This is a genomic window from Pseudomonas persica, assembly GCF_900291015.1.
Lineage (GTDB): Bacteria > Pseudomonadota > Gammaproteobacteria > Pseudomonadales > Pseudomonadaceae > Aquipseudomonas.
Map to the genome: position 1 here is coordinate 107,265 of NZ_OLKL01000027.1, position 12,989 is coordinate 120,253.

The window sequence follows — 12,989 nt, forward strand, 5'->3', positions numbered from 1 at the left end:
CCCAGCCCTTTGGGCTGCGCTGTCGCATAGAGAACTGAATTCGCAAGCGGTCCGTGCATCCTGTGAGCGGCTTTAGCCGCGAACAATCCAACGCGGTGCATGGCACCGGCTGCGCCGGTGTTCGCGGCTAAAGCCGCTCCCACAGGGGCCCTGAGCGCCCCGGCGCCGACTTTGCCGGGTAATGCGAGCGGGGGCAAAGCATCGACTTCCTCGGCCGATGAGGATAGCCTCGGTGCAAAGCTGCTGATCAGACAATAGAAAAATCATCGCCATGCCTGCAGGTTTTCCCGGGTTACCCTCACTCAATGCGCTACGGGTGTTCGAAGTGGTAGCGCGTCACTTGAACTTTCGCCTGGCTGCCGAGGAACTCGGCGTCACCCAGGCGGCCGTTGCCCAGCAGATTCGCGGGCTGGAGGCCGGCCTGGACGTTCGCCTGTTCGAACGTTTGCCGCGTGGCCTTGGCCTGACCGATGCCGGGCAGGCCTACAGCACCAGCGTGCGCAGCGCCTTGGCGATGATCGACGAAGCCACGCGGCTGCTGCGCCCGGCGCCATCCCATCTCACGGTCAGCGTAACGCCAACCTTTGCTTCGAAATGGCTGATCCCCAAGTTGGGGCACTTTGCCGAGCGCAACCCCGAGATTGACCTGCGGGTGCTGGCCAGCGACCGGCTTTCGCACTTTCATACCGATGGTGTGGACCTGGCCGTGCGTTATGGCCAGCCGCCGTTCGGTACCGGGCTGAACGCCGAGTTGCTGATGGCGCAGCCGGTGGTCGCGGTGGCAAGCCCGGCGTTGTTGGCAGAAGTGGGCTGGCCAGAGGGTTTCGCCGCCTTGCAGCGCTATGTGGCGTGCACGATGCGCACAACTTCTGGCCGCAGTTCTGCGCCGCGGTGTTCCCAGGCCACCCGGCGCCCACGGCCAAGACCGTGCGTTTCAACCAGACCTCGCTGGCCATCGAAGCGGCCATTGGCAGGCAGGGCATCACCTTGGCCAGCCATGCCTTCGTCAGCGACGATATCGCCGCTGGCCGGCTGGTGCAGGTGTTCTCCCAGCAACTGTGGCAGGACAAGGCGTTCTACCTGGTATGGCCGCGCAAGGGGCAGCCGCCGGCGGCCCTGCAAATCGTCAGGGCGTGGCTCAAGGCTCAGGCTGACGAAAGAAAATCTACTGGCTAGGCGAAGTCCGGCTGCCTCCCTCCGCATCTGCGTGGCTGCTAGTGTGAATGCACTTGCAAACACAGGGTTCCATCGCCGAAGGAGGCAATATGTCTGTGGAAAAAGTCGCCATCATCACCGCCGGTGGCAGCGGCATGGGCGCAGCAGCGGCACGTCGTCTGGCTGCCGACGGCTTCAAGGTCGGCATCCTGTCATCTTCGGGCAAGGGCGAAGCGCTGGCCAGGGAACTGGGCGGTATCGGTGTTACCGGTAGCAACCAGTCGGTCGCGGACCTGCAGCGCCTGGTGGATGCCGTGGTCGGGAAGTGGGGGCGCGTCGATGTGCTGGTCAACAGCGCCGGCCACGGCCCGCGCGCGCCGATCCTGGAGATCAGCGACGAAGACTGGCACAAGGGCATGGACACCTACCTGCTCAATGTCATCCGCCCGGCACGCCTGGTGGCGCCAATCATGCAACGGCAGAAGGGCGGAGTGATCATCAACATCTCTACCGCCTGGGCATTCGAACCCAACGAAATGTTCCCCACATCGGCAGTGTTCCGCGCGGGACTGGCGGCGTTCAGCAAAATCTTCGCCGACACCTATGCCGCGGACAACGTGCGTATCAACAATGTATTGCCGGGCTGGATCGACAGCCTGCCGGCTACCGAACAGCGTCGTGACAGCGTACCGCTCAAGCGCTATGGCTCCAGCGAGGAAATCGCCGCCACCATTGCATTCCTGGCCAGCGACGGGGCTGCTTATATCACCGGGCAGAACATCAAGGTCGATGGTGGCCTGACGCGCAGTGTCTGACCGCCGTCAGTGCGCGACCGTCGGCAGCATGCCGGAGCCCTGGGCCTTGTGCGCGGCTTCTATCAGCTGCAGGTTGCGGCTGCGCAGTGCGTGATTGTTGCCAACACGCAGGTTGGAGCGCAGCGCCAGGGTTTCGGCCTGTGCATACTGCCCTTGCTGAAGGCGCAGGACGCCAAGGTAGTGCAGGGTTGCCGGGTTGTTCGGCTGAATGTGCAGCGCGCGCTCCAGGGTGGCCGCCGCCTGGTCCAGTTGGCCGTCGGCATACTGTTGCGAGGCGGTTTCGATCAGCACGGTCGAGGCATTGTTGCTGCGTGCGGGCGCGGAGCGCTCCCCGGCCAGTGCGCCTGATGCCGTGATTGCGCTGAACAACAGGAGCAAGGCTGACAGAACAGGTGTGCTGGGCATCGGCGGGAGACTCGGCAGGGCTTGGGCGGGGGGAGTAACTGTCTTACCGAAGGTATGACGCCGCCCTTGGCGAGTGCGAAGTCGTTGTAGGAGTGGCCGGCGCGCGCCTTCAGTTATCGATCATGCTTCGAAGAGGAACGCCCTGCCTTGTTGTGCTCCTTGGAGTTGGCGATGGCTGACCGGGTGGTACCACGGCCGTTGTCATCGTTGCGCAAGCTTCCATAGTGATTGCCGCTCTCGCCATGGTTGCGCGTGGCCTTGCCGGCATGATCACTCTCGTAGCCGGCGCCATTGCCGTTGAACCCACCCTTACCGCCACCATGTCCACCGCCGTTGCCACCACCTTTGGCATACGCGGAACCGATCGGCGAGACATCGGCAGGCAACAATGCGGTTGCGCCGAGCGCCAGGGCACAAGTAAAGACGGCTACCAGGGTGTTGTTCATGTTTGTTCGCCTCCAGAAGGCGCAGGGGAGCTTGGGTGCGGATACGACATAAGGTTGCCTTTTAAGTTCCGCAGTGCGCCGCCGTTCGACGAAGTGGCTGCCAGGCCCCTTCAGTACCTGGCAGCCTTCACCTCATCGATCATTCTTCGTGGAGTTTTGTACCGCGCCGCTCAGCCCCTTGGCATTATGATCACCGGGCGTAGTCCCCGAGATAGCGCTAGATTTCGTCAAGCCGCGAGTATCCTTGGATTGGGCAATGCCTGAAGTGGTCGTTCCATGGCCGCTATCCTGGTTGCGTGAACTTCCATAATGATTGCCGCTCAGACCATGATCGCGCGTAGCCTTGCCGGCATGATCACCCGCGAGGCCCGCGCCATTGCCATTGCGCCCACCCATGCCGGCGCCATGTCCACCGCCATTGCCGCCGCCGTGACCACCACCATGACCGCCACCGCCACCGCCACCGCCACCGCCACCGCCACCGCCTTTGGCATACGCGGAACCCATCGGCGAGATATCGGCAGGTAACAATGCCGTTGCGCCGAATGCCAGAGCACAGGCAAAGACGGCCACCAGGGTTTTTTTCATGTTTTTTCGCCTCCAACGGCGCAGGTAGAGCTCAGGTGCTTCTAAGACATGTGGCTGCCTTGCAAGTTCTGGTGTCCCGACAGAAGAACTGTGCTCCATGCCTGCTCAGATCTCGACCTGGGTGCCAAGCTCGATCACTCGGTTCAGCGGCAGCTGGAAGTATTTGAGGTTGCTGTTGGCATTCTTCAGCAGGAAGGCAAACAGGTGCTCCCGCCAGCGGGCCATGCCCATCTGCTTGCCTGCAATGACCGTCTCCCGGCTGAGAAAATAGGTGGTGCGCATGGGGCCGAACTCCAGGTCCGCATACTGACAGCGGCTTAACGCCAACGGCACGTCGGGCTCCTCCGTGAAGCCGAAATGCAGGCTCACACGGAAGAAACCGTCACCAAAGGCTTCGACCTCACAGCGCTTGCTGGCGCTGACCCGCGGTTCATCCGCGAACACGACGGTCAACAGCACCACCTGTTCATGCAGTACCTGGTTATGCAGCAGGTTATGCAGCAAGGCGTGAGGCACCGCTTCGGGCCTGGCAGACAGGAACACGGCAGTACCGCCCACGCGGTGAGGCGGCTGGGCCCTGAGGCTGTCAATGAACAACTCCAGCGGCAGCGAACTCTCGTCCAGCCGCTCGACGATCATCCTTCGTCCGCGCTTCCAGGTGGTCATCAGGACGAACAGCGCCAGGCCCGCAATCACCGGAAATGCACCACCCTCAAGGATTTTCGGCGCATTGGCGGCAAAATACAGGCTGTCGACCAGCAGGAACGCCAGCAGCATCGGCACTGCCAGCCAGCGTGGAGCTTTCCACAACAACAGCACCACTGCCGAGGCCAGCAGGGTGGTGATCAGCATGGTCCCGGTCACGGCCACACCATAGGCTGCCGCAAGCGCCCCGGATGACTCGAAGCCGACCACCAGCAACACCACGCCGACCATCAGTGCCCAGTTCACCATGCCAATGTAGATCTGCCCCTGTTCCTCGCTGGAAGTGTGCTGGATGAACATGCGCGGTACGTATCCCAGCTGGATGGCCTGGCGCGTCAGCGAGAACGCACCGGAGATCACGGCCTGGGACGCGATGATGGTGGCCAGCGTGGCCAGCCCGACCATTGGCAACAAGGCCCATTCGGGCGCCAGCAGATAGAACGGGTTGCGCACCGACTGTGGGTCGCCGAGGATCAACGCGCCCTGGCCGAAGTAGTTCAGTACCAGGCCGGGCAACACCAGCAGGAACCAGGCGCGGGCAATGGGCTTGCGACCAAAGTGCCCCATGTCGGCGTAGAGCGCTTCGGCGCCGGTCAGTGCCAGCACCACCGCGCCCAGAATCGCCACCCCCATGCCCGGGTGCAGCAGGAAGAACTTCACCGCCCAGAGCGGGTTGAGCGCCTGTAGCACTTCCGGGCGCTGGACGATGCCGTGCAGGCCCAGCGCCCCCAGCACGATGAACCACAGCACCATGATCGGCCCGAAGAGGATACCGATGCGCGCGGTGCCGTGCTTCTGGATCAGGAACAGTGCCACCAGCACCACCAGTGACAGCGGTACGACCCAGTGTTCGATGCCATCGAAGGCCAGTTGCAGCCCCTCGACGGCCGATAGCACGGAGATCGCCGGCGTGATCATGCTGTCGCCGTAGAACAGTGCAGCGCCGAACAAGCCGAGCAGCACCAACACCTTGCCCAGCCGCTGGTAGGGCGCCGCCGCCCGATGTGCCAAGGCGGTCAGGGCCATGATGCCGCCCTCGCCCTGGTTGTCGGCACGCAGGATGAACAGTACGTACTTCAGTGACACCACCCAGAGCAACGACCAGAACACCAGTGACAGCACACCGAGTACACCGGTGGTGTTGGCCTGCACGCCGTAGTGCCCGGCGAACACCTCCTTGAGGGTGTACAGCGGGCTGGTGCCGATGTCGCCATACACCACGCCGACGGCGGCGACGAGCATGCCGATGGGGTTGGACTTGCCGGGAAGGGATTGATTTGTGATGACGGCGGACTGGCTCACGAAGGGCTTCTCTGGACTGGCGGGTAGAAATGCATGCCATCCCTGGGCATCGCGCGCCCAGTATTCCTTCTGGTTGTCGGCTCAGTCGTAAAAAGAGTGTAAAAAATCAGCATGCGCCATGCCCGGGCGCGTGAGTCGCAGCTGTGAGTGCGAACCCGACAAGTACCAGGTCAGCATCTCTATGACATTCGCCCCACGTATTGTTCATTCGGATGCAAACGACGGTCGTTCCGCGAACCATGCCACCGCCAACTCCTTGAACGCCTCAGCCGAAGGCGTCAGCGGATAGCGCTGATCATGCGCCAGGACGATGCTATGCGTTGGCAATTTCTCCTGAGTCGGCCGACATACCAGCGCTTGGCCATCATAACTGCGGTCGCCAAATGGCCGGGTATAAATCAGTGCCACTCCAAACCCATTGGCGACGAGGCTACGCTGCAACTCGAATGTACGCACACGGTGCACAATGGCGGGTGCAAGATCGTAAAAGCTGAACAGATCCAGCACATGCTGCCAACTGTGGGCCTGATCGGTGACGACCAAGGTGTATTCCGATAGCGCTTTGAGACTGACGCGCGGCTCTTTGGCCAACGGGTGATTGGCCGCCAGCAGTACCTGAGCGGTCAGCTGGCACAGCTGAGTGCATTGAGTGTTCGGCGGTAAACCCAGATCGTAAGTGATCGCCAACTCTATAGCCCCCTCACTCAGGCGCTTGCCAACATAATCGAAGCTGCCATCGCGCATATCGACAGTGACCCTTGGGCAGGACTCCTGCATCCGTCGCACGATTTGAGGCAGACAATAGGGCGCCAGATCTTCAAAACATCCGACCACCAACTCTCCGACACACTCTCCTGCATTGGCATTGATCTCGGCAAAGGTCCGAGCCTCTGCCAGCACGCGACGGGCCTGGACCATGACGGTACGACCGAATGGGGTCAGCGATATGCCCAGGCCACGTTGGCGTATGAAAATCGATTGACCCAGCACCTCCTCCAATTCGGTGATGGCCGCCGAGATGGAGGGTTGTGAAACATGAAGTTCCATGGCGGCAGTCGTCAGGTTTCCGTGCTTGGCCGCTGCGAGTGCATAGCGAAGTTGCCGCAGTGTGAACTTCATAGGTTTTTCCTTTGTGATGCATCAGGACATATTATTTTATCCTTTGTTGAGGTTGTGAAATATTTCTTCTGCTTGTGGCATGGCTCGTCAGCCAGCCTGGCGACCCTCTTCGGGCCGGATGCCCTCGACTACTGCAATCAACGTTCTTGTTTGGGAGCGTCACAATGAAAATTACAAAGGCTCTGCTGACCACGACACTTTCTTTCGGCCTGCTGACGTCCGCTGGCGTCAGCCAGGCGGCCGGTTGGTGCGAATCCGGCAAACCGGTGAAATTCGCCGGTTTGAATTGGGAAAGCGGGATGCTGCTCACTGACCTGATGCAGTTCGTGCTGAAAAATGGTTATGGCTGTGATACCGATAGCCTGCCGGGTAACTCCATCTCCATGGAAAACGCCCTGAGCAGCAACGATATTCAGGTGTTTGCCGAAGAGTGGGTGGGGCGCAGCGAGGTCTGGAACAAGGCTGCGGCTGCCGGCAAGGTTGTCGGCGTCGGCTCGCCGGTCGTTGGCGCGGTCGAAGGCTGGTATGTGCCACGTTATGTGATCGAAGGCGACGCCAAACGCCAACTCGAAGCCAAGGCACCGAACCTCAAGAGCATCGCCGATCTGGGGCAATACGCCCAGGTATTCAAGGACCCGGAAGAACCGGACAAGGGGCGCTTCTACAATTGCCCGGCCGGCTGGACCTGCGAGCTGGACAACAGCGAGATGCTCAAGCGCTACGGCCTGGAAAGCACCTACACCAACTTCCGCCCGGGCACCGGCCCGGCCCTGGATGCCGCCGTACTATCGAGCTACAAGCGTGGCGAGCCGATCCTGTTCTACTACTGGTCGCCGACGCCGCTAATGGGCCAGGTCGACCTGGTCAAGCTGGACGAGAAACCCGGCGTGGATAAATCCCTGACCATCAAAGTGGGGCTGTCGAAGGCCTTCCACGAGCAGGCGCCGGAACTGGTGGCGGTGCTGGAAAAGGTCAATCTGCCGATCGATCTGCTGAACCAGAACCTGGGGCGCATGGCCAAAGATCGCATCGAGTCGCCGGAGCTGGCCAAGTTGTTCCTCAAGGAGCACCCTGAAGTCTGGCACAGCTGGGTCAGTGAGGACGCAGCCAAAAAGGTAGACGCGGCACTCTGAGCGTATGGGCTCGTCCGGCTCCTGGCGGTCAAGTTGCACGACAGTCCGCTTCATACACTTGCTCGAGAGAATTCCATGTTTCCCAAAAACTTCACGTTTTCCATCGCCGACTGGGTCAATGGCTGGGTCGATGCGCTGGTAACCAACTACGGTGACGTGTTCCGGCACATCTCCGACACCCTGTTGTGGGCCATCGTCAACCTCGAAGGCCTGCTGCGCGCAACACCCTGGTGGCTGATGCTGGCCATCGTCGCTGCGATTGCCTGGCATGCCACCCGTAAAATCGTGCCCACTGCCGTGATCGTCGGCTTGCTCTTCCTGGTCGGTGCGGTCGGTCTGTGGGACAAGCTGATGCAGACCCTGGCGCTGATGCTGGTAGCAACGCTGATATCGGTCCTGGTCGGCATTCCGCTGGGTATCCTGTCGGCGCGCAACGATCGCCTGCGGGCGGTGTTGATGCCGCTGCTCGACATCATGCAAACCATGCCTAGCTTCGTGTACCTGATACCGGTACTGATGCTGTTCGGCCTGGGCAAGGTGCCGGCGATCTTTGCCACCGTCATCTATGCCGCCCCGCCGCTGATTCGCCTGACCGACCTGGGCATTCGCCAGGTGGATGGCGAAGTCATGGAGGCGATCAATGCTTTCGGTGCCAATCGCATGCAACAACTGTTCGGTGTGCAGCTGCCACTGGCGTTGCCGAGCATCATGGCTGGTATCAACCAGACCACCATGATGGCCCTGTCGATGGTGGTCATCGCGTCGATGATCGGTGCCCGTGGCTTGGGTGAAGACGTCCTGGTCGGCATCCAGACCCTGAATGTGGGCCGCGGCCTCGAAGCGGGCCTGGCCATAGTGATTCTGGCGGTTGTGATCGACCGCATTACCCAGGCCTATGGCCGGCCACGGCATGGGGTGGGCAAATGAGCGCCAAGCAGACGATGAACAAGATCGAAGTCAAAAATGTCTTCAAGATATTCGGTGCGCGCGCCGACGATGCCCTGAAACTGATCCGCCAGAAAAAAACCAAAGATCAGGTCCTGGCCGAAACCGGCTGCGTGGTCGGGGTCAACGATCTCTCGTTGTCCATCGGCAGCGGTGAGATCTTCGTGATCATGGGCCTGTCGGGCTCGGGCAAGTCGACCCTGGTGCGTCACTTCAACCGCCTGATCGACCCGACCAGCGGCGAGATCCTGGTCGATGGCGAGGACATTCTGCAATACGACATGCAAGCCCTGCGCGAATTTCGCCGGCACAAGATCAGCATGGTGTTCCAGAGCTTCGGCCTGTTGCCGCACCGCACCGTGCTGGACAACGTCGCTTACGGCCTGAAAGTCCGTGGCGAGAGCAAGGCCATGTGCACCGAGCGTGCCCTGCACTGGATCAACACCGTAGGTCTCAAGGGTTACGAAAAATCGTACCCGCACCAGTTGTCGGGCGGCATGCGTCAGCGCGTCGGCCTGGCCCGTGCGTTGGCTGCCGACACCGACATCATCCTGATGGACGAAGCCTTCAGTGCGCTCGACCCGCTAATTCGCGCCGAAATGCAGGACCAGTTGCTGGAACTGCAAAAGACCCTGCACAAGACCATCGTCTTCATCACTCACGATCTGGACGAAGCGGTGCGTATCGGCAACCGAATTGCCATTCTCAAGGATGGTCGCCTGATCCAGGTCGGCACGCCGAAAGAAATCCTCTACCAGCCTGCGGACGAATACGTAGATCGTTTCGTGCAGCGCCGCGTAGCTTCGCTTTAAGGAACCGGGTATATGTCGTTTGCCGAAAAAATCATCATCGCCGAGGCGCCAGTTCGCTGGCAGGACGTGGTGGCTGTGGCCCGGCATGGGGCGAAGCTTGAGCTGGCCCCCTCGGCCTGGGCGCGGATCGAGAACGCCCAGGCGATTGTCCAGCGCATCGTTTCCAGCGGTGAGCGCGCCTATGGCGTCAACACCGGGCTTGGCGCCTTGTGCAATGTCTCGTTGCAGGACGAACAACTCAGCCAGCTGTCGCACAACACTCTGCTCAGCCATGCCTGTGGCGTGGGTACAGCGCTGTCAGACGAGCAGACCCGGGCGATAATGTGCGCGGCGATCATCAATTTCTGCCAGGGCCGTTCCGGCCTTCAGCGCAAGGTGGTCGAGGCGCTGCTGACCTTGCTCAACCAGCACATCACCCCGCAGGTCCCGAAACAGGGGTCGGTGGGGTATCTGACCCACATGGCACATATCAGCATCAGCTTGCTGGGCGTCGGCCAGGTCAGCTATCGCGGCCAGATCATGCCGGCGCAGCAAGCCTTGGCCGAGGTCGGCCTGGCGCCGGTCAAACTGGGTGCCAAGGATGGTCTGTGCCTGGTCAACGGTACCCCTTGCATGACCGGTCTGAGCTGCCTGTCCCTGGACGACGCCACTCGGTTGAGCCAATGGGCGGACGTTGTCGGCGCCATGAGCTTCGAGGCCCTGCGCGGCCAACTCGATGCCTTCGACGCAGAAATCATCGCGATGAAACCGCACCCCGGCATGCAGCGCGTGGGCAGTAACTTGCGGCGCCTGCTCGACGGCAGCGAAATCATTGCCAGCAGCCATGGCATTCGCACCCAGGACGCCTTGAGCATTCGCTCTATTCCGCAGGTGCATGGCGCTGCGCGCGATCAGTTGGAACACGCTGCGCGGCAGATCGAAACCGAACTCAATTCCACGACCGACAACCCGATGTTGCTGGGTACACCCGAGTCGTATCGGGTGGTTTCCCAGGCGAATCCGCACGGCCAGTCCGTGGCCATGGCGGCCGACTTGCTGGCAATCGCGGTGGCCGAGATCGGGGCGATTGCCGAGCGTCGTCTCGATCGCCTGATCAACCCGTTGGTCAGCGGTTTGCCGGCCTTCCTGGTCAGTCAACCGGGGGTGAATTCGGGCATGATGATTGTCCAGTACGTGGCCGCTTCACTGTGTGCAGAAAACCGTCAGCTGGCGCAACCGGCAGTCATCGACAACTACGTCACCTCCGGCCTGCAGGAGGATCATCTGAGCATGGGCACCAATGCCGGGTTGAAGCTGCACCGCGCCCTGGAGAACTGTACGCAGATCCTCGCCATCGAATACCTGTTGGCGGCCCAGGCATTCGAGTTCCTCAAGGAGCAGCGCTTTGGCGCAGGTACCAACGTTGCCTGGCGGTTGTTGCGCGAACGGGTCCCGGCCTATGCCCAGGACCGTTGGCTGGCCCCGGATATCGCCAGCAGTGCATCGATCCTGAAGGATCCCGGCCTGCTTGGCGCTGCATTCCCCGAGCTGCTCTGAAAGATGCAAGCGCCTGGCGAACTCAGGGCTTCTTTCAGGAAAACACACGCTATGGGTGCACCCTCACGCTGCCGTTGAATCGAAGAAACTCGATGAAACTGTTTGTGAGTGAGGGGGCTCATATCCGTACCGGCAACGACTACGATGTCGCTGGCATTGTCTGGCAGTATCGCTACGGCGGTGGCATTTGATACCTGGCGCCAGGCAATACCAAGGGCGAGTGGTCAGCCAGGTTGTGCCGCCAGGCTGTTGCTGACGTTACGCCCCAGCACCAGCACCGTAGCGAAACCGCAGCCCACCAGAGCCGTGGCCAGGCTCAACAGCACCGAGCTGCCCAGCTGGTCGACGATCCGCCCGCCGAAGAACGAACCCAGCGCAATGATCACCTGGAACATGGCAACGAACAGCGGCATGCCGCGTTCGACATCCTTGGGCGCGACGACAAACATCCAGATGCTGGCACAGGCCGGGAACGCGCCGAAGGCGAAGCCCCAGAGCCCGATCAGCATCGCGGCACCGGTCATGCCGGTGGCGAAGTGGGGGAACAGGGCGGTGCTGGTGCCGATCATCAGTGCTACCAGCAGCAGGGTGTGACGTACGCTGCGGTTGGCGGCGAAACCGGCGAAGATATTGCCGAATACCCCGGCCACACCATAGAGCAGCAGCAATGAGCCAATGGTCGGCCCATCGAAACCGGAGCTTTGCTTGAAGAAGGGGGCGACATAGGTGTACGCGGCAAAGTGCGCCAGGCCAATCAGCAATACGGCGATCAGGCCAACCCGCGCTTGTGGGTTGATGAACAGGGCCGGCAGGTCGCTGATGCGGATGGCCTTGTCCGGGTTGAGCCGCGGTAGCAGCAGGACCTGCGCCAGCAGCACCGGTACACCCAGTAGCGCGGTTACCAGGAAGGTCATGCGCCAGCCCATCAGACCGCTCAGCCAGGTGCCTACCGGTACGCCCAGCACGGTAGCCAAGGTCACACCGACCATGATGATCGAGGTGGCCTGGGCAACGCCCACGCCCTTGGGCGCCAGACGGCCGCTGAGGGCAATGGCGGTCGCCCAGAAACCGCCGATACTGACGCCCAGCAGCACACGGCCGAACAGCAGCAAGCCGAAATCGCTGGCGTAGGCCACCACCGCGTTGGCGATGATCATGATCAGCGTCAGGCCGATCAGCAGGTAGCGACGGTCCAGGGCGCCAATGCCCACCGACAGCAATGGGGCGGCTAGGGCGGCCATGATGCCGGGCAGGGTAACCATCAGGCCGGCCTGGCCTGCACTGATGCCGAGGTCGCTGGCGACATCGTTGAGTACGCCCACCGGCAGAAACTCGCTGGTGACCAGGGCGAAGGCGCCGACGGCGACCGAGAGAATCGCCAGCCACTGCTGGCTGACGCTCTGTTGATCATGTTCGGGGAGGCCGCGAGGAGCCTGGTTGGCACTTGGCATGGTATTGGATTCCAAGAGAGGGATGTCGCCTGAGGCAGGCGCAGGAGCGGGGGAAATTTGCTGGCGATTATAGGGGGCGGTTTTGCCAGGCCAACAGGCGGGTCGCTTGATAGTAATCATCAGCGCAATCGATGAAACACCTTGCGCAGAGCACCCGCTGTTGGCCGGGGAGTAATGCTGCAGGTTCCGCAAGCAGGCGCCGCGGAGGATGGCACGGGCTTCGCCCGTGTTCGCGGGTGAACCCGCTCCCACAGGTTCGTGTGCTGCTTGAGGCCAGGAAGGACCTTGGGGGTGCAACGGTCTTGCTCATAACCTGAACGCTGGCGCGATCCCTGTGAGCGGGTTTACCCGCGAAGCAGGTGCCGCGGAGGATGGCACGGGCTTCGCCCGTGTTCGCGGGTGAACCCGCTCGCACAGGTTCGTGTGCTGCTTGAGGCCAGAAAGGACCTGGGGGCGCAACGGTCTTGCTCATAACCTGAACGTTGGCGCGATCCCTGTGGGAGCGGGTTTACCCGCGAAGCAGGCGCCGCGGAGGATGGCACGGGCTTCGCCCGTGTTCGCGGGTGAACCCGCTCGC

General features: G+C 61.7%; 11 protein-coding genes and 1 pseudogene. 6 read left to right on the forward strand and 6 right to left on the reverse strand.

All coding sequences use genetic code 11. The features are described from left to right. Window positions 1–271: 271 nt before the first annotated feature. Together FQ664_RS13515 and FQ664_RS13520 are read left to right on the forward strand one after the other, a co-directional pair. Window positions 272–1,176: pseudogene (locus FQ664_RS13515) on the forward strand (LysR substrate-binding domain-containing protein). Window positions 1,177–1,265: 89 nt separating this feature from the next. Next, the gene (locus FQ664_RS13520) at window positions 1,266–1,970 is read left to right on the forward strand and encodes an SDR family oxidoreductase (protein ID WP_144172422.1); all 705 of its coding nucleotides are present in this window, start codon (window positions 1,266–1,268) and stop codon (window positions 1,968–1,970) included. Between the two features lie 6 nt (window positions 1,971–1,976). On the opposite strand, the gene FQ664_RS13525 is transcribed toward FQ664_RS13520, so the two are convergent. From FQ664_RS13525 to FQ664_RS13545, 5 genes are all read right to left on the reverse strand, one after another. Then, the gene (locus FQ664_RS13525; protein WP_144172423.1) at window positions 1,977–2,375 is read right to left on the reverse strand and encodes a tetratricopeptide repeat protein; all 399 of its coding nucleotides are present in this window, start codon (window positions 2,373–2,375) and stop codon (window positions 1,977–1,979) included. Between the two features lie 113 nt (window positions 2,376–2,488). After that, the gene (locus FQ664_RS13530; protein ID WP_144172425.1) at window positions 2,489–2,821 is read right to left on the reverse strand and encodes a hypothetical protein; all 333 of its coding nucleotides are present in this window, start codon (window positions 2,819–2,821) and stop codon (window positions 2,489–2,491) included. A gap of 132 nt (window positions 2,822–2,953) precedes the next feature. Beyond that, window positions 2,954–3,409: a hypothetical protein gene (locus tag FQ664_RS27830; protein ID WP_256675944.1), complete on the reverse strand. Its 456-nt coding sequence runs from the start codon at window positions 3,407–3,409 to the stop codon at window positions 2,954–2,956. Window positions 3,410–3,514: 105 nt separating this feature from the next. Then, window positions 3,515–5,356: a potassium transporter Kup gene (locus FQ664_RS13540; protein WP_256675946.1), complete on the reverse strand. Its 1,842-nt coding sequence runs from the start codon at window positions 5,354–5,356 to the stop codon at window positions 3,515–3,517. 264 nt (window positions 5,357–5,620) lie between these two features. Beyond that, window positions 5,621–6,535, reverse strand: a complete 915-nt coding sequence (locus FQ664_RS13545; RefSeq protein WP_144172429.1) for a LysR family transcriptional regulator — start codon at window positions 6,533–6,535, stop codon at window positions 5,621–5,623. A 164-nt stretch (window positions 6,536–6,699) separates the two neighbouring features. Between FQ664_RS13545 and FQ664_RS13550 the strand changes: the two genes are divergently transcribed. From FQ664_RS13550 to hutH, 4 genes are all read left to right on the forward strand, one after another. After that, complete coding sequence (locus FQ664_RS13550; RefSeq protein ID WP_144172431.1) at window positions 6,700–7,668, forward strand: ABC transporter substrate-binding protein; 969 nt, start codon at window positions 6,700–6,702, stop codon at window positions 7,666–7,668. Window positions 7,669–7,743: 75 nt separating this feature from the next. Continuing rightward, window positions 7,744–8,595, forward strand: coding sequence for an ABC transporter permease (locus tag FQ664_RS13555; RefSeq protein ID WP_144172433.1), 852 nt, complete (start codon window positions 7,744–7,746; stop codon window positions 8,593–8,595). Further along, window positions 8,592–9,425, forward strand: coding sequence for a quaternary amine ABC transporter ATP-binding protein (locus tag FQ664_RS13560; RefSeq protein ID WP_144172435.1), 834 nt, complete (start codon window positions 8,592–8,594; stop codon window positions 9,423–9,425). The genes FQ664_RS13555 and FQ664_RS13560 overlap by 4 nt, the downstream gene beginning before the upstream one ends. A 12-nt stretch (window positions 9,426–9,437) precedes the next feature. Beyond that, a complete protein-coding gene (hutH, locus tag FQ664_RS13565) occupies window positions 9,438–10,961 on the forward strand; it encodes a histidine ammonia-lyase (RefSeq protein WP_144172437.1) in 1,524 nt (507 codons plus the stop codon). Window positions 10,962–11,185: 224 nt separating this feature from the next. Here the strand turns inward: hutH and FQ664_RS13575 are convergent, their stop codons facing one another. Beyond that, window positions 11,186–12,412, reverse strand: coding sequence for an MFS transporter (locus tag FQ664_RS13575; RefSeq protein ID WP_144172439.1), 1,227 nt, complete (start codon window positions 12,410–12,412; stop codon window positions 11,186–11,188). Between the last annotated feature and the right edge of the window lie 577 nt (window positions 12,413–12,989).